Annotated in this window: 14 protein-coding genes and 1 pseudogene; 13 read left to right on the top strand and 2 right to left on the bottom strand. The window is 68.3% G+C overall.

Translation table 11 applies throughout. The features are described 5' to 3' along the window. Position 1: 1 nt before the first annotated feature. Both ACQUSQ_RS07515 and ACQUSQ_RS07510 read left to right on the top strand, forming a co-directional pair. Positions 2-808 carry an ABC transporter permease gene (locus ACQUSQ_RS07515; protein ID WP_435067931.1) on the top strand — a complete coding sequence of 269 codons (807 nt, stop codon included), beginning with the start codon at positions 2-4 and terminating at the stop codon, positions 806-808. 92 nt (positions 809-900) lie between these two features. Beyond that, positions 901-1,596: a helix-turn-helix domain-containing protein gene (locus tag ACQUSQ_RS07510; protein ID WP_435067929.1), complete on the top strand. Its 696-nt coding sequence runs from the start codon at positions 901-903 to the stop codon at positions 1,594-1,596. Here the strand turns inward: ACQUSQ_RS07510 and ACQUSQ_RS07505 are convergent. Continuing rightward, positions 1,593-2,915 carry a glutamine synthetase family protein gene (locus ACQUSQ_RS07505; RefSeq protein ID WP_435067927.1) on the bottom strand — a complete coding sequence of 441 codons (1,323 nt, stop codon included), beginning with the start codon at positions 2,913-2,915 and terminating at the stop codon, positions 1,593-1,595. The two genes, ACQUSQ_RS07510 and ACQUSQ_RS07505, sit on opposite strands and share 4 nt — an antisense overlap. Before the next feature lie 164 nt (positions 2,916-3,079). Here ACQUSQ_RS07505 and ACQUSQ_RS07500 point away from each other — a divergent pair, with 164 nt between their 5' ends. The 11 genes and pseudogenes from ACQUSQ_RS07500 (at position 3,080) to ACQUSQ_RS07450 (ending at position 16,185) form a co-directional block, all read left to right on the top strand. Beyond that, positions 3,080-4,531 (top strand): aldehyde dehydrogenase family protein, encoded by a 1,452-nt coding sequence (locus ACQUSQ_RS07500; protein WP_435067925.1) that lies wholly within the window; start codon positions 3,080-3,082, stop codon positions 4,529-4,531. Further along, positions 4,524-6,050, top strand: coding sequence for a M81 family metallopeptidase (locus ACQUSQ_RS07495; protein ID WP_435067923.1), 1,527 nt, complete (start codon positions 4,524-4,526; stop codon positions 6,048-6,050). Before ACQUSQ_RS07500 ends, ACQUSQ_RS07495 begins: the two co-directional genes overlap by 8 nt. 123 nt (positions 6,051-6,173) lie before the next feature. Continuing rightward, positions 6,174-7,358: an iron-containing alcohol dehydrogenase family protein gene (locus ACQUSQ_RS07490; RefSeq protein ID WP_435067921.1), complete on the top strand. Its 1,185-nt coding sequence runs from the start codon at positions 6,174-6,176 to the stop codon at positions 7,356-7,358. A 63-nt stretch (positions 7,359-7,421) separates the two neighbouring features. Continuing rightward, positions 7,422-8,747, top strand: coding sequence for an aminomethyl-transferring glycine dehydrogenase subunit GcvPA (gcvPA, locus tag ACQUSQ_RS07485; RefSeq protein WP_435067919.1), 1,326 nt, complete (start codon positions 7,422-7,424; stop codon positions 8,745-8,747). Next, entirely contained in the window at positions 8,744-10,159 is a 1,416-nt protein-coding gene (gcvPB, locus tag ACQUSQ_RS07480) for an aminomethyl-transferring glycine dehydrogenase subunit GcvPB (RefSeq protein WP_435067918.1), read from the top strand. The genes gcvPA and gcvPB overlap by 4 nt, the downstream gene beginning before the upstream one ends. Before the next feature lie 71 nt (positions 10,160-10,230). After that, positions 10,231-11,484 (top strand): serine hydroxymethyltransferase, encoded by a 1,254-nt coding sequence (gene glyA, locus ACQUSQ_RS07475; protein ID WP_435067916.1) that lies wholly within the window; start codon positions 10,231-10,233, stop codon positions 11,482-11,484. A 93-nt stretch (positions 11,485-11,577) separates the two neighbouring features. Further along, a complete protein-coding gene (gene lpdA / locus ACQUSQ_RS07470) occupies positions 11,578-12,984 on the top strand; it encodes a dihydrolipoyl dehydrogenase (protein WP_435067914.1) in 1,407 nt (468 codons plus the stop codon). Between the two features lie 173 nt (positions 12,985-13,157). Next, a complete protein-coding gene (gene fer, locus ACQUSQ_RS07465) occupies positions 13,158-13,547 on the top strand; it encodes a ferredoxin Fer (protein ID WP_435067912.1) in 390 nt (129 codons plus the stop codon). Positions 13,548-13,663: 116 nt separating this feature from the next. Next, positions 13,664-14,650: a prepilin peptidase gene (locus tag ACQUSQ_RS07460; RefSeq protein ID WP_435067910.1), complete on the top strand. Its 987-nt coding sequence runs from the start codon at positions 13,664-13,666 to the stop codon at positions 14,648-14,650. A gap of 48 nt (positions 14,651-14,698) precedes the next feature. Next, a pseudogene (gene hisI, locus ACQUSQ_RS07455) lies at positions 14,699-15,073 on the top strand (phosphoribosyl-AMP cyclohydrolase); the annotation flags it as partial. Beyond that, positions 15,070-16,185, top strand: a complete 1,116-nt coding sequence (locus ACQUSQ_RS07450; protein ID WP_435067908.1) for a DUF7118 family protein — start codon at positions 15,070-15,072, stop codon at positions 16,183-16,185. The pseudogene hisI and the gene ACQUSQ_RS07450, both read left to right, overlap by 4 nt. Before the next feature lies 1 nt (position 16,186). On the opposite strand, the gene glmM is transcribed toward ACQUSQ_RS07450, so the two are convergent. Beyond that, the gene (gene glmM, locus ACQUSQ_RS07445; RefSeq protein WP_435067906.1) at positions 16,187-17,560 is read right to left on the bottom strand and encodes a phosphoglucosamine mutase; all 1,374 of its coding nucleotides are present in this window, start codon (positions 17,558-17,560) and stop codon (positions 16,187-16,189) included. Positions 17,561-17,617 lie beyond the last annotated feature (57 nt).

Here is a 17,617-nt window from a genome sequence, read left to right as displayed (position 1 = left end):
TATGAGCACCGAATCCAGCAGTCTCCGCGCTCGCCTCGGCGCCGGCGCGTGGTACGGCTACGTCGCGCTCGTGGCGCTCTTTTTCCTCACGCCACTGTTCTCGCTCGTCATCGCCTCCTTCTACGACGGCCGGTTTTTCTCCATCGTCGACTACGAGTTCTCGCTCGACTGGTATCGGGCGGCGCTCACCTCGGGGAGCATCCGCTCTGCCTTCATGAACACCATCCGCATCTCGGTTCCGGTGACGATTCTGAGCACGATTATCGGCACCGCGGGCGCCATCGCCTACACCCGCTACGAGTTCCCGTGGCAGGAGCAGTTCAAACTGCTCGCGCTCTTGCCCATCTTCTTCCCGCTCATCCTTCTCGGACTCGGGATGTCGATGTGGTCGAGCGTCATCGGGCTGGGGTACGGCATCGTCCCCGCCATCATCGGCGAACTCGTCTGGATTTCGCCCATCGTCATGTTCGTCGTCTCCATCACCGCGCTGGGTATCGACCCCAACGTCGAGGAGGCGGCCCGTGACTTGGGCGCCGACACGATAACTCTCTACCGCGAGGTGACGCTCCCGCTCATCAAAGACGGCGTCGTCTCCGGCGCCATCTTCGCGTTCGTGCTCTCGTGGAACAACTACTACATCGTCTCCTTCCTCTCGGGTGCACAGAGCACGATTACCACTTGGATTCACGGCCGCATGACCCAAGGGTTCACGCCCGTCGTGCCAGCCGTCGCCTCGCTCATCTTCTACGTCTCGATTCTGCTCGTCGTCGTTGCCTTCGTCGTGGAGTTCCGCGACGAGCGCAACTAACCCGGTTCGCCCGGATATATCCGGGCGAATCGGACACAACCCGTAAATGTGTGGGTCGCTACGTATCCACACCCACCGCAGGGAGTGAGACGATGCTCGAATACACCTTCAGAATCAGACACAAGGGCTGTTGGACCGAGACGATTAACGACGACTTTCCGAACGTCGCGGCCACCATCATCTACTCCTATCGGCTGACGGGGACGAGCATCACGATGATAGAGGCCACCGGCGTCCCCGAGGACGAAGTCGAGGGCCTAGTCGAGTGGCTTGGCGACCACGAGGTGATGACGACGGCGCGGTTGGTCAGTTATCACGAAACCCGCGAGACGGCTTTCATCAGTCTCGAAGGCGACTACCGCACCGACACGGAGCCCGTGTTGAACGTCCTCCTGCGGAACAACTGCTTCCCGACGATTCCGGCCACTGTCTCCGACGGACGCGAGCACTGGAGTGTCCTCGCCTCGACTCACGAGGAGGTGAGCACGACCCACGAGGAACTCCGCGATATCGGCTCCGTCGAGGTGGATTCGCTCCGCCAGCCGGAACTCGGCCGCCTCCTCACCGGGCTGACCGAGATAAAACAGGCCGTGCAGGACCTCTCGCCCCGGCAGACGGAGGTCCTCTCCCGCGCCATCGACAACGGCTACTACGAGTCGCCGCGCGGCTGTAACATCGAAGAACTCGCGGCGATGGACTCGGCGAACACTTCGACCGTCGGCGAGCATCTCCGGCGGTCGGAGGCGAAAATTCTCGAAGCGGTCGGGTCGATGCTACAACAGGGTTAGAACTCGTCGCCGTACTCGTCGCGCTCCCACTCGGTGACCGAGTCCATGTAGCGGTCGAACTCGTCGCGTTTGAGTTTCAGGAACTCCTCGACGAGCGGTTCGCCCAGCGCCTCGGTCAACACCTCGTCGCGTTCCAGTTCGTCGAGCGCCGCCCAGAGCGTCCGGGGGAGGCTGTCGTACTCCTCGTCGTAGGCGTTGCCGAGCGTCGGCTCGCCGGGGTCCGTCTCGTTTCGAATCCCGTCCAGCCCCGCCGCGAGCGTCGCCGCCAGCCCGAGATAGGGGTTGCACGCCGAGTCGGGCACCCGGTGTTCGACTCGGGCCGCCGACCCGAGTTCGGGTGGGATTCGCAGCACCGTCGAGCGGTTGTCGGGTCCCCAAGCGACGTTGACGGGCGCCCAGATGCCCGGCAGGAGACGCCGGTAGGAGTTGACCGTCGGCGCACAGATTGCGGTGAGCGCCTGCATGTGGTCGAGCAGGCCGCCGATGAAGTGATGGGCCGTCTCAGATAGCCCCGACTCGCCGGCGGGGTGTTTGCCAGCCGGGAACTCCAGATTCCCCGTCTCGCTGGCGAAGACGTTCTCCTCGACCGACTCGTCCCAGAGACTGAGATGGAAGTGGAGGCCGTTTGCGTCCTCGCCGCTGTAGGGGCGGGGCATGAACGACGCCTTGCAGTCGTGTTCGCTGGCGATGGCCTTCGCCGCCTGCCGGAAGAACATGAGCGAGTCGGCGGTGGTGAGCGCGTCGTCGTACTCGATGTTCACCTCGTACTGCCCGGGCTGAGACTCCTGATGGACGCCGAGCATCGACGCGCCCGACCGCTCCATCGCCTCGGACCACGCCCGGAGGATGTCGTCGGCACCGTCGAGCGCCGTCATGTCGTAGGAACAGCGGGTGTTGTAGGGTTCCCAGTCGCCCTCGCCGTCGGGTTTGAGCAGGGAGAACTCGGCTTCGACGCCGGCGAGTGGGACGAACCCCTCGGCCCGGAGGTCCTCGATAACCCGGCGGAGCGCCCCCCGCGAACAGAGGTCGAACGCCGACCCGTCGACGTTCGTGAGGTCGGCGAAGACGGCGCCGGTGTCGTCGGCCCACGCCACCTCGCGGAGCGAGTCGGGGTCGGCGACGGCCATCATGTCGCCACCCTCCGGTCCGTAGCGCGGGTTGTCGAGTAGCCCCGGTTCGAGCGTCAGTTCGGCGACGCCGTTGGCGAACCCGACCCCCTCCTCGACTGCGGCCTCGTACTCGCTCGCCGGCAGGGAGATACCGCGAGCGACGCCGTTCAGGTCCGTCCAGACGAGTCGAACCCGTTCGTATTCGGTCATTAGACGGTGTACCAAGGGTGCCACCACCTCATAGCGGTTCACCCGGAGACTTACGAGTGACTAAGTAGGCAGCCGCCCGGTCGCCGTCTGTCCACGCCCCTCACGTATAAACGACCACACATCCGGTGGATAACGCTTAGGCCGAGTCGCCGGGGAATCGGCGCATGGAGAGTTACGCGTACGACCTGTTGATTGGCGGGGCGTGGCGCGACGCCGCGTCGACGCTATCGGTCGAGAATCCCGCGACGGGCGAGACGGTCGGTCACGTCGCGAGCGGCGACGCGGCGGACGCCGCCGACGCTATCGACGCCGCTGCCGACGCGGCCCCGTCGTGGCGAGACACCGGTCCCACCGAGCGCGAGGCGGCCCTCCGCGCCGTCGCCGACGCCATCGAGGCCGACGACGACTTGGCGGCGCTGCTGGCCGCCGAGACGGGCAAACCGCTCGCGACGGCAGAGGGCGAAGTCGCCGAGACGGCGGCCCAGTTCCGCTTCTACGCCGGCGTGGCCGACAAGGTCCGCGGCGACACCATCCCGACCGCCCCGAACCGCTTCGTCTACACCCGGCGGTCGCCCTACGGCGTCACCGCCCACGTCGTCCCGTGGAACTACCCCCTCCTGCTCGGCACCCGCGGGTTCGCGAGCGCGCTGGCGACGGGCAACACCCTCGTCGTCAAGCCGCCGAGCCTCGCGCCGCTGTCGACAATGCGGGTCGGGGAGACCCTCGCCGACGCCTTCCCCGACGGCGTCGTCAACCTCGTCCCCGGTCCGGGGAGCGAGGTGGGCGCCGAACTCGCCGGCAACGCCGGCGTCGACGCCATCACCTTCACCGGGTCGACGGGCGTCGGCCGGGGCGTCCTCAAAGCCGCCGCGGAGCACATCACGCCCGTCGACGTCGAACTCGGGGGGAAGGCGCCCGCTATCGTCCTCCCCGACGCCGACTTGGAGAACGCCGCCCGCGGCGTCGTCGCCGGCATCTTCTCGAACGCCGGCCAGAACTGCGTCGCCACCTCCCGGTGTCTCGTTCACGAGGACGTTCACGACGAACTCGTCGAGCGCGTCGTCGAGAAGACCGAACGCATCACGCTCGGCGAGGGCTCGGACCCCGAGACGGACATGGGACCGGTCATCTCCGCCGACGCCCAAGACGAAGTGCTTGGGTACATCGACTCCGCGCGCGAGGAGGGCGCGACGCTGCTCACCGGCGGGTCGGTGCCCGACGACCCCGAACTCGCGGACGGTCACTTCGTCGAGCCGACGGTGTTCGACGACGTGACCCCCGACATGACGATTGCGCGCGAGGAGATTTTTGGCCCGGTGCTCGGCTTCGTCACCGTCGACTCCGCCGAGGCGGCCATCGAGGTGGCCAACGACTCGACGTTCGCGCTCGCGGCGTCGCTGTGGACCGACTCCATCGACGCGACGCGGCTCGCGGACCGGTTGGACCACGGTCTCGTCGCCGTCAACAGCTTCCCGGTGTCGATGCCACAGAGTCCGTGGGGCGGCAACAAGGAGAGCGGCATCGGCCGCGAGGGCGGTCTGGAAGGCGTCGAGGCCTTCACCACCGTCGACAGCGTCGTCGTCGAACACGACGATATCGGTGAGCCGTATGAGTGACACCGTCCTCGTCGGGCAGATAGAGCACGAGACGAACACGTTCTCCGCGTTCGAGACGGGGATGGAGGAGTTCGCGGACGCGTCGCTCCACTACGGCGACGCAGTCGTTTCCGACCTCGCCGGCACGAACACGGCGGTCGGAGGCTTCCTCCGTATCGCCGACAGCGAGGACTGGGACGTGGTGCCTACCGTCGCCGCCGACGCCACGCCCGGCGGCCCGGTCACTCCCGAGGCTCGCGAGGCGCTCCTCGACGAGGTGCTCGCGGGCATCGAGCGGTCCGACCCCGACGGCGTCTTGCTGGCGTTGCACGGCGCGATGGTGAGTCGTAGCGAGGAGCCACGCTCCTCGGAAAATGGGACCGATACTGAATCCGACTCGGTCGCCGACGGCGACGGCTACATCCTCGAACGGGTGCGGGCGGCGGTCGGTGACGACGTGCCCGTGATGGCGTCGCTTGACCTCCACGCCAACGTCTCGGACCGGATGGCCACGCACGCCGACGGCCTGTTCGGCTACGACACCTACCCGCACGTCGACATCGGCGACACGGGCGAGACGGCGGCGCGGGCGATGGCCGCGACGCTCCGGGGCGACATCGACCCGACGGTGGTCGTCGAGCGCGCGCCCCTCCTCCCGCCGCTTCCCGAACTCCGGACGGAACTCGACCCGATGCGCTCCCTGCTCGACGCGGCAGGTGAGGCCGAGAGCGACTCGCTCCCCGACGTGTCGGTGTTCGGCGGGTTCGCTCACGCCGACGTCGACCACGCCGGCTTCTCCGTCGTCGGCGTCGCGGACGCGTCGGTGGCCGACGACGCCCGCGACACCTGCCGGTCGCTCGCCGACGAGGCCTACGCTCGCCGCCACGAGTTCGACCGCGACTACACGAGCGTCGAGGACGCGGCGGCGCGCGCCGCGGCGTGGGACGGCGACGACCCGCTCCTCCTCGCCGACATCGCCGACAACCCCGGTGGGGGGAGCGCACAGGACGGCACGGAACTCCTCGCGGCGCTTCTCGATACTGGTGTCGAGGACGCGGCGGTAGCGACCATCTACGACCCCGAGGCCGTCGTGGCGGCTATCGGGGCGGGCGTCGGCGGCACCGTCTCGGTGTCGCTCGGTGGCCGGAGCGGCGAGAACGGCGACCCGCTCGACGTGACGGGGGAGGTGCGCCTGCTCTCGGACGGCGACTACCGCAACTACGGGCCGATGTCGACGGGTCTGGACGTCTCGTTCGGGCGGACCGCCCGCCTCGATATCGACGGTATCGACGTCCTCGTCGGCTCGCACCGCCAGCAGCCGTACGACCCCGAGGCGTTCCGAAGTCAGGGTATCACGCCCGAGCGCGCGAACGTCCTCGTCCTCAAGAGCACGGTCCACTACCGGGCGGCGTTCGAACCCCTCGTCGACGAGGTGTGTGAGGTGGCGACGCCGGGGCTGTGTACCCCCGACCTCTCGGCGTTCGCGTACGAACACGTGCCCCGACCCATCTACCCGCTCGACCCGGACGCGGCGACTTAACCGCCCGTCGATATGTGACACAATGGCCTTGCGACGACACGGGAACGTATCCCACACGCGGCGACACGACCGTCCGCCGCAATCGACGGCCGTGGCTCGCCACGGCGACAGGATTTACGCATTATGACAGCGACTCACCAGATGTGGAACGTACCGAATCGGATGCTCTTTGGCTGGGGTGCAGTGACCGAACTCGGCGCGCATCTCGACGAGTTCGGCGTCGAGCGCCCGCTCATCATCACCGACGAGGGCGTTCGAGCGGCGGGCGTCCTCGACCCGCTTCTCGACGCCATCGAGGCGTCGGGCCGCGACTACGCCATCTTCGACGGCGTTCAGCCCGACCCGACCGACACCGTCGTTCACGACGCCGCGGCGGCGTACGACGAGGCCGACGCCGACCTCGTGTTGGGCGTCGGCGGCGGCTCCTCCATCGACACCGCCAAGGCGGCCAGCATCCTCGCGACCAACGACGGGCACATCCTCGACTTCGAGGGGAGCGGGAACGTCCCCAACGACCCGCCGCCGAGCGTGTTCGTGCCGACGACGTCGGGGACGGGCAGTGAGGTCGGCCACTGGACCATCGTCAAAGACTCCGAGACGTCCATCAAGGAGGAAATCGGCGACGTGAGCCTGCTCGCGGACCTCGCTATCGTCGACCCGCAACTCACCGCCAGTGCGCCCGCGCCGGTCAAGGCCGCGACGGGCATGGACGTGTTGACCCACGCTATCGAGGCCTACGTTTCTATCAAGGCCCAGAGCCAGACGTCGGCCCTCGCCGTCGACTCCATCGAGAAGGTCGGCACCTACCTCCCCCGGGCCGTCGAGTACCGGGGCACGGACCGCGAGGCGCTGTCGAAGATGGCGCGCGCGAGTTCGCAGGCCGGCATGGCGTTCAACGGCGCGGGCCTCGGCGCCGTCCACGCCCTCTCCCATCAGGTCGGCGGCACCTTCGGCGTCCCCCACGGGCTGGCAAACGCCATCCTCCTCCCCTACGTGATGGAGTACAACCTGCCGCAGGTGCCCGAGAAGATGGCGACCATCGCTGACGCTCTCGGCGAGGACGTCGACCCCGCCACCCCGTCTCGCGTGGCAGGCGAGCGGGCGGTGGCGGCGGTGCGGCGTCTCGCGTCCGACGTGCGCATCCCGGAGACGCTCGCCGCGACGGCCGCGGAGCGCGACGCGATTCCGCAGTTGGCCGAGCAGGCGATGGACGACGGCTCGCTCACCGGGAACCCGCGCGCGACGGACGCCGACGACTTGGCGGGCATCCTCGAACGCGCGTTCGACGGCGAGTTCGTCACGCTATGACCGGACCCGCAAACTCCCTGACGGCATCGCATATATACGTCGGGCGGTCTGAGGGCGCCTAGTATGCCGTACGCGACTCACCCCGACGACGAACGGGCCGCGATGCTCGACGCCGTCGGCGTCGGCGACCCCGACGAGTTGTTCGACATCCCCGACTCCGTTCGGTTCGACGGCGACTACGGAATCGACGCCCACTCCGAGCGCGCGGCCCGCTCCGCGGTCGAGGGGATTCTCGACGAATCCGCCGACATGACCGAGTTTCTCGGCGGCGGTCACTACGACCACTACGTCCCCTCGGTCGTCGACCACCTCTCGCTTCGTTCCGAGTTCCTGACGAGTTACACGCAGTACCAGCCCGAAGTCACGCAGGGGTTCCTGCAAGCGCTCTTCGAGTTTCAGTCGCTCGTCGTCGAACTCACCGGTCTTGGCGTCGCCAACTGCTCGATGTACGACCGCGCGACGGCGCTCGGCGAGGCGGCGCTGCTCGCGGACCGGGTGCGCGCCGCCGACGGCGACCGAGTGCTGGTGCCAGACAGCCTTCCGGACCGGATTCGGTCCGTCCTCGACAACTACACCGACGGCCCCGACATCGGCGTCGACACCTACCCCACTCATGCGGGGACCGTCGACGTGGACGCCCTCGTCGACTGCATCGACGGCGACGTGTCGATGGTGTACGCCGCGACGCCGAACGCCCGCGGCCTGCTCGAACCCGACCTCTCCGCAGTCGGCGATATCGCCGACGACCACGACGCGCTGTTCTGTGTCGGGTCCGACGCCGTCGCGCTCTCGCTGCTCGAACCCCCCGAATCGTACGGCGCCGACGTCGTCGTCGGCGACGCGAGCGTCCTCGGCCTGCCGACCACCTACGGGATGGGTCTCGGCCTCTTTGCCTGCCGCGAGGACTTCCTCCGACAGGTGCCCGGCCGCCTCGTCGGCGCCGCCGAGGACGCCGCGGGCAACCGGGCGTACACGCTGACGCTCCAGACGCGCGAACAGCACATCCGCCGGGAGCGTGCCACCTCCAACATCTGTACGAATCAGGCGTGGCTGGCGCTCCGGGCCGCGATGCACGCCGCGTGGCTCGGTCCCGATGGCCTCGTCGACTTGGCCGAAACCTGCGTGACCGGTATCGCCGACGCCTGCGAGCGAATCGACGCCCTCGACGGGTTCGCGGCCCCCGTCTACGACGGCCATCACTTCCGCGAGGCGCTGGTGGACTGCCCCGACCCCGCCGCCGTCGTCGACGCCTGTCGGGACGCGGGCGTCGCCCTCCGCACCGTCACCGACGACGGCGAGACGTATCTGGCCGTCTGTGTGACCGACACCAACCATGAGCAGGTCGACGAACTGGTCGACGCCCTCGCGAGCCACGGGGGTGGGGTATGAGCGACGAAGCGCCGCACCAGCAGGCCCGCTGGTACGCGGGCGGACAGTACGAACCGCTCCTGTCCGAGAAGCGGACCGAGTCGGTCGACGTCGACTCCTCGCTCCCGGACGACCTGACGCGGGACGAACTCGAACTCCCCGCGCCGTCGGAGCCGGAACTGGCGCGTCACTACACCCACCTCTCGCAGATGAACTACGGGGTCGAATCCGGTCCCATCCCGCTGGGGTCGTGTACGATGAAGTACAACCCGTCCTTTACCGAGGACGTCGCCGCCCACCCCGGCAACCGCGTCCATCCGTTGCGCACGGACGCGGACAAACAGGGGATTCTCCACTTGCTCTACGAGATGCAGGAGACGCTCGCCACCATCGGCGGGATGGACGCCGTGACGCTCCAACCCCCAGCGGGCGCGGCCGGAGAGTTCACGGGCATTCAGGTGGCGAAGGCGTATCACGACGGCGACGACCGGAGCGAGGTCATCGTCCCCGAATCCGCCCACGGCACCAACTTCGCCAGCGCGGCCATGGCCGGCTACGACGTGGTCGAACTCCCTTCGAACGAGGACGGCCGCGTCGAAGTCGACGCCCTGCGCGCGGCGGTCGGCCCCGACACCGCGCTCCTGATGCTCACCAACCCCAACACGCTGGGGCTGTTCGAGCGCGACATCGAGGAGATAGCGAGCATCGTCCACGACGCCGGCGGCCTGCTCTACTACGACGGTGCGAACCTCAACTCCCTGCTCGGAAAGGCCCGGCCCGGCGACATGGGCTTCGACATCATGCACTTCAACTTGCACAAGACGTTCGCGACGCCCCACGGCGGCGGCGGGCCGGGACAGGGTCCCATCGGCGTTCGCGAGGAACTCGCGCCCTTCCTCCCCGCGCCGCAGGTTCGCGAAGTCGACGGCGACTACGAAACCTACGCCCCCGAGCGGAGCATCGGGCGCGTCCACGAGTTCGTCGGCAACTGGCTAGTGCTGGTGAAGGCCTACGCCTACATCCTGCGCCACGGCGACGCGGGCCTCGAACGGGTGAGCGAGACGGCGGTGTTGAACGCCAACTATCTCGCCTCCCAAATCGAGTACGAGGTGCCCTACGGCCCCTTCCACCACGAGTTCGTCGCGAGCGCGGACGCCGACGCCGCGGACGTGGCGAAGGCGATGCTCGACCACGGCGTCCACCCGCCGACGACGAAGTGGCCGGAAATCGTCGACGAGGCGCTGATGACGGAGCCGACGGAGACGGAGTCGAAGGCGCGACTCGACGACCTCGCGGCGGCGTTCGACGCCGTCGCCGCGACGGACCCCGAGGACTTGGCCGAGACGCCGACGGAGACGACCGCTCGGCGCATCGACCAAGCGACTGCGGCCCGGAATCCGCGCCTGTCGTGGCAGGCGCTCGACGGCGAGTGAGCGGCCTAGGTTTTAGGGGCATTTTGTGATGGACCACGCTACTTATTTGCCTGTTCTGCATGGTGTGTGGCGTGACACCGACACATACGCACCTGCAGGAGACTGACCCTGCAGTCGCCGAAGCCATCGCTGGCGAGGAGCGCCGACAGGAGAACAATCTGGAGATGATTGCGTCCGAGAACCACGTCTCGGAGGCGGTCATGGAGGCCCAAGGCAGCGTCATGACGAACAAGTACGCCGAGGGCTATCCGGGCGAGCGCTACTACGGTGGCTGTGAGCACATGGACACCGTCGAGAACCTCGCCATCGAGCGCGCGAAAAAGCTGTACGGCGCCGAGCACGTCAACGTCCAGCCCCACAGCGGGACGCAGGCGAACATGGGCGTCTACTTCGCGATGCTGGACCCCGGCGACAAGATTCTCTCGCTCGACCTGAACCACGGCGGCCACCTGAGCCACGGCCACCACGTCAACTTCTCTGGCCAGCTCTACGACGTCGAGCAGTACGGTGTCGACCCCGACACGGGCTACATCGACTACGACGCCGTCGCGGACCACGCCGCGGAGTTCGACCCCGACATCATCGTCAGCGGCTCCTCCGCCTACCCCCGCGAATTCGACTTCGAGCGCCTCTCCGACATCGCGTCGTCGGTCGACGCCCACCACCTCGCGGACATCGCTCACGTCACGGGGCTGGTCGCCGCGGGCGTCCACGTCAACCCCGTCGGCGACGCCGACTTCGTCACCGGCAGCACGCACAAGACCATCCGCGCCGGGCGCGGCGGCATGATTATGACGACCGACGAGCACGCCGAGGCGGTGGACAAGGCCATCTTCCCCGGCGGACAGGGCGGCCCCCTGATGCACAACATCGCGGGCAAGGCCGTCGGCTTCGGCGAGGCGCTCGAATCCGACTTCGTCGACTACGCGGAGCAGGTCGTCTCCAACGCCAAGACGCTCGCGGACGTCTTCACCGACGCGGGCATCCAGCCCGTCTCCGGCGGCACCGACAAACACCTCCTCCTCTTGGACCTGCGGGAGTCCCATCCGGACCTCACGGGCGAGGAGGCCGAAGACGCCCTCGACGACGTGGGCATCACCGTCAACAAGAACACCGTCCCCGGCGAGACGCGGTCACCCTTCGTCACCAGCGGCATCCGCGTGGGGACGCCCGCGCTCACGACCCGTGGCTTCGACGACGACGCCATGGAGACGGTCGGCGAACTCATCATCGAGCGCCTCAACAACCCCGACGACGACGTCGTGGCCAGCGAGGTGCAGGACGAAGTCGACCGGCTCTGTGCCGAGTTCCCGGTGTACGAGTAACGCCAGTCGTTGCCCCGTTCTCGAACTGGGGTGGTATACCTTCCCGCACATTCCTGCCAGTATTTATACGTGTGGCGGCGGCGTCGTCCACGCATGGACGCCGACAACACGACGGAGGTTCTGGTCATCGGTGCGGGACCGGGTGGCTACGTCGCCGCCATCCGCGCCGCACAGCACGGGCTCGACGTGACGCTCGTGGAACGCGACGCCTACGGTGGTGTCTGTCTCAACCGCGGCTGTATCCCCTCGAAGGCGTACGTCTCGGCGACGGACGTGGCTCACGACGCCGCGACGGCGGAGGAGATGGGTATCTACGCCGACCCCGCCATCGACCTCGCGGCGATGTGTGACTGGAAAGACGGCGTCGTCGACCGACTCACCGGCGGCGTCGAGAAACTCTGTAAGGCAAACGGCGTCGGCCTCGTCGAGGGGACGGCGGCGTTCCTCGACAGCGAGACGGTTCGGGTCGAGCGAGACGAGGACACCGAAACCATCGCGTTCGAGAACTGTATCGTCGCCACCGGCAGTCGACCCATCGAACTCCCCGGCTTCTCCTTCGCTGCCGACCCCGTCCTCGACTCGGCGGCGGCGCTCGAACTCGACTCCGTCCCCGACCGCCTCGTCGTCGTCGGCGCGGGCTACATCGGGATGGAGCTATCGACGGTCTTTGCGAAACTCGGGAGCGACGTGACCGTCGTGGAGGCGCTGGATGGCGCGCTCCCGGGCTACGAGGACGACGTTGCGCGCGTGGTTCGCAAGCGCGCCGAGTCGCTGGGCGTCGATTTCCACTTCGGCGAGGGGGCGACGGGGTGGCGCGACGCCGCCGACGGCGACATCGTCGTGACGACGGAGACGGCAGACGGCGAGGCGTCGACTCACGGCGCCGACCGTGTCCTCGTCGCGGTGGGACGCGAACCGGTCACCGACACGCTCGACGCCGCAAACGCCGGATTGGAGCCGACCGACGACGGCGTGTTCGAGACGGACGAGCGCGGCGAGACGGACATCTCGGGCATCTACGCCGTCGGCGACGTGGCGGGCGAACCGATGCTCGCCCACGTCGCGTCGGCGGAGGGCCTCGTCGCCGCAGGGGCCATCGCGGGCGAGCCAGCGGCGTTCGACACGCGCGCGATTCCGGCCGCCGTGTTCACCGACCCCGAGATTGCGACGGTCGGGCTGACCGAAGCCGAGGCGGCCGAGGAGGGGTACGACCCCGTCGTCGGCGAGATGCCTTTCAACGCCAGCGGGCGGGCGCTCACGGCGGGCGAGACGGACGGTTTCGTCCGAATCGTCGCGAGCGCGGACGGGTTCCTCCTCGGCGCCCAGATTGTCGGCCCCGAGGCGTCGGAACTCGTCGCGGAGCCGACACTCGGTATCGAGATGGGTGCGACGCTGGAGGACGTGGCGGCGACGATTCACACTCATCCGACGCTCTCCGAGGCAGTGATGGAAGCCGCCGAAAACGCCCTCGGGCAGGCCATTCACACGCTCAACCGATAGGTAATTGCCACCGATATGTCAGGGTAGACATAACACTACGGAATCTGTCACGTTCTGCGCGTGATTCGCCGACGGCGGCGGGATAGAACGGGTAAGATGAGGCAACGTGAGGCCTCGACAAGGTTTTGCCGAACAGCAAAGTCTAATTGGGTGGCGACTCAACGTTTCGCCTGATGCCCACGGTAGAATACCTCAATTACGAAGTACTGGACGACCAGGGCTGGGACATGGACGACGACGACCTCTTCGAGAAGGCCGCTGACGCGGGCCTCGATGCCGAGGACTACGGCTCGCTCGAAGTCAACGAGGGCGAATACGTCCTCGAAGCCGCAGAGGCACAGGGCTACGACTGGCCCTTCTCGTGCCGCGCCGGCGCCTGTGCGAACTGTGCCGCCATCGTCAAGGAGGGCGACCTTGACATGGACATGCAGCAGATTCTCTCCGACGAGGAAGTCGAGGAGAAGAACGTCCGGCTGACCTGCATCGGCAGCCCGACGGCCGACGAGGTCAAACTCGTCTACAACGCGAAGCACCTCGACTACCTCCAGAACCGCGTCATCTAAGCCGGTTCCGGCGGTACTCGCACCAACCCAATTCTCTCAATTTTTTGCCGACGACGAGGCCCGGCCTCACCTCTGGCGACCGGAAACCCTAATTAAATGCCCGTTCGCTACCCGACATGCTCGCGGCGACGACGGACCTGTTGCGACTGCTCGCGGTGCCGGCGTTCGGGTGGGCAGCGTGGCGCGACGTCCGCACTCGGCGCCTGCCCAACGAGTTGTGGTATCCGCTCGCCGCCATCGGACTCGTGGCGTTGCTCGTCGATGCGACGGCGCATCTCCCCCTGACGTCTGTCGACGACCGCCTGTTTTTCGTCCGCGTCGGCGTCAGCCTGCTCATCCTGATTCCGTTCGCGTACGGCCTCTGGTGGTTCGGTGGTTTCGGCGGCGCCGACGCCAAGGCGCTGATGACGCTCGCGCTTCTCTTTCCCACGTATCCCGTCTTCTATCTCTCGAACGACACCATGCCGTTCGTGGCGACCACGCTCGGCGTGTTCTCGCTGACCGTCCTCACCAACGCGGTGTTGCTCGGGCTGGCCTATCCGCTCTATCTCGGCGCGCGAAACGCCCTCCGTGGCAACGTCTCTGTACTCATGTTCGTCGGTCGGCGGACGCCAGTCTCGGCGCTCACTCACGAACACGGGCGGCTGTTCGAGACGCCCGACGGCGTCACCCGGCACGGCCTCGATATCGACGCCCTGCGGATGTACCTGCGCTGGCGCGGCACCAGCCTCGCGGCGCTCCGGGCGTCGCCCGCGGCCCACCGCGACCCCGCGAGCGTCGAGGGCACTCACGATCCGACCGACGGCGCCGTCGACGCCGACGAGGCGCCCGACGACGCCCCGCCCGCCGACACGAACCCCACGTTCGACGCCGAGTACGACGACCCGTGGGCCGCGGCACGCTTCCTCGACGACATCGACGGCTCTGCGTACGGGACGACGCCCGAGGACCTGCGCGATGGGTTGCGCGTCGTCACGACCCGGGAGACGGTGTGGCTCTCGCCGGGCATCCCCTTCATCGTCCCCGTCTTCCTCGGGCTGGTGGTCGGGCTGACGTACGGCGACCTGCTCTTTGGCCTGCTCAGCGCGCTCGGGCTAGTCTAACCTCCGGTGACCGCCTGACACAAGACCTATCGGTCGAGCCATCCTGAATCGGGCATGACCGTCGAGGTGGATTTCGGAGCGAACGGCCTCGTCCCCGCCGTCGCACAGGATGCCGATTCCGGCGAGGTGTTGATGCTGGCCTACGTCTCGCCCGAGGCGCTCGAACGCACCCGCGAGACAGGCCGGGCCCACTACTACTCGCGGAGCCGAGACGAACTCTGGGAGAAGGGGGCGACGAGCGGCAACGTCCAGCGCGTCGAGGAGGTACGCGTCGACTGCGACGCCGACACCCTCCTCTATCTCGTCGAGCAGGAGGGGGGTGCCTGCCACACCGGCCACCGCTCCTGTTTCTATCGCACCATCGAGGGGGAGACGGTCGGTGACCGCGTCTTCGACCCCGACGAGGTGTACGGCGACGAATGAGTGCGGGTCCCGACTACGCCGACCGACTCCGCGACGCACACCAGCGCCTGCTCGACGCCCGCGACGCCGTCGCCGAACACGGCGAGGAGCGCCTGCAGACGGTCCGTGATGCCTATCGCGAGGCGACGGACCTCCTCGACCGATACGACGGGAAGGCGACCGGCACCGGCGACTTCGAGGCGTTCGTCAGGTTTCAGGAGGCCTTCGTCGAACTCGTCGAGGACCTGCCCGACGACCTGCCCGCTCGCGAGGCGTTCGAGGAGGCAAACGAAATCCTCGACCAGCGCCGACTCGGCGAGGACGACTTCGAACGCGCTCGCGAGACGCTCACACCGGCGAGGGAGTACATCGACTTGCTGTCGGAGCGCGACCGGGCCGAGGACGGGTACGAGACGGCCAAGCGCGAGGCGCGCCAGCGACGGCGCGAACTCGACGACCGAATCGAGCACTTGCGGCGCCTGCAACGGCTCGGCGAGGCCGACCTCGACGCGCCCGTCGAGAACCTGCGCGACCCCATCGACGATTACAACGAGACGGTCCGCGAGGCGTGGCAGACGTTCCGCCGGTCGGCGGGCGCCCGCGACGTGTTCCGCGTCGTCGAGGCAAGTCAGGCCTACCCGCTCGCCGCCTTCCCCTCGCCCCCGCCCGACATCCGGGAGTACGTCGAGACGTACCCCGCGGGCGAGGAGCCGATTCCGACGCTTCTCGACTACGCCGACTACTCCACCTCGAAACTCGACCACTACGTCGACGACCCCGGCGCCCTCCGGACGCGCGTCGGGACCCACCGGACCTATCTGGAGCGTCTGGACGCCGACCCGCTGACCGTGTCGTGGCCGCCGCCGAGCGCCGAGCATCTCCGGCACCGCGCCGGCGAACTCGTCTCGGTCGTGGCGCGGTTTGCGGAAGACGAGGCCGTCGCCGCGGCGCGTCGCCTCCGCCGCCTGCCCCAGACGGTGGACTACGAACGCCTGCGCGAGACGGCGCTCGCTCGCGACGAACTCGACACTGACGAGCGGGAGCGACTGGCTCGGGGCGACGTCGCGGACGACCTGACCGCCGCCCGCGAGGAGCGCGAGCGCATCGACGCGGCGCTCGACGAGTACGCCTGAGTCAGGCGTCGACCAGCCGCTCCCGGAGGTCGGCGACGAGTTCCTCCGCACGCGCGTCGTCGCCGGCCTCGGCGTAGATACGGATTTTTGGCTCGGTGCCGCTCGGGCGGACGAGGAGCCACGCGTCGCCGTAGTCGAGGCGGTAGCCGTCCGTCGTGTCGAGGGTGGCGTCGGCGTCACGAGCGTACGCCTCAGCGACGCCGAGGAGGTGGTCGCGCTCCGTCTCGTCCGCGTAGCCGACCGCATCGCGGACGAGGTGGTAGTCGGCATAGGGCGCCGCGACGTCGCTCGCGGGGCCGTCGGCGGTGGCGAGGAGTTCGAGGAACTTCGCGGCGATGTAGGGGCCGTCCCGCGTCAGGCGGTGTTCGGGGAAGAACACGCCGCCGTTGCCCTCGCCGGCGATGGGGACGCGCGCGCCGGCCCCGCGACACTCGCGAATCCGCGTGACGATGTGGGTCGACCCGATTGGCGTGAGTTCGAGGTCAGCCCCCGCCGCGTTGACGGCGTCGACGACTCGCTGGGAGACGTTGACCGCGGCGACGACGACGTCGTCGGCGCCCGCCTCGCTTGCCCGCAGTTCGGTATCGGCGAGCGCCGCGAAGGAGGTGTCGCCGTCTATCATCGCCCCCGTCTCGTCGACGAAGATGGCCCGGTCGGCGTCGCCGTCGTGCGCGATTCCTACGTCGGCATCCGTCGACCGAACCAGCCGGCGGAGTGCGGTCAGGTTCTCCGGAATCGGCTCGGGGTCGCGACCCGGAAACCGGCCGTCCGGGTCGGCGTTGACCGTCCGGACCGAACAGCCGAGTTCGCGGACGAACTCGGGCGAGACGGCCGACCCCGCACCGTGGCCGGGGTCGATGGCGACGGTGAGGTCGGCGGCGGCGATGGCGTCACCGTCGATTCCCGCGTGCATGTCGGCGCGGTACTCCGCGGTCACGCCGTCGATTGCCTCGCTCGTCCCCACGCCGTCCCACGCCGCGAGCGGCGTCTCGTCTGCGCGCACGCGGTCCTCGACCTGTCGATACCCGTCGACGGACAGTTCCGTCCCGTCCGCCCCGATGAGTTTGATGCCGTTGTACTCGGGCGGGTTGTGAGAGGCGGTGACGTGGACGGCGGGAATCCCCTCGCGCTCGCAGTAGTAGGCGACGCCGGGCGTCGGAAGCACACCCAGTCGGTCGACGTCGACGCCGGCGGCGGCGAGCGTTCCGGCGGCGACATCGGTGAACGGCCCCCCGGAGTCGCGGGTGTCGCGAGCGACGACCACCCGGTCGGTGTCCCAGACGGCCGCGGCCGCCGCCGAGACGTCGCGAACGAGTGCCGGCGTGAACGCCTCTCCGACGACGCCGCGGGTTCCGCTGGAGCCGAACAGTTGCATCGACAGGACGTGGACGCGCGCGCCACAAATCCGTTCCGACGTCGCTCCGTATCCTGC

The organism is Haloplanus sp. C73, from assembly GCF_051195115.1.
Lineage (GTDB): Archaea > Halobacteriota > Halobacteria > Halobacteriales > Haloferacaceae > Haloplanus.
This window is presented reverse-complemented; position numbering and strand designations above follow the sequence as displayed.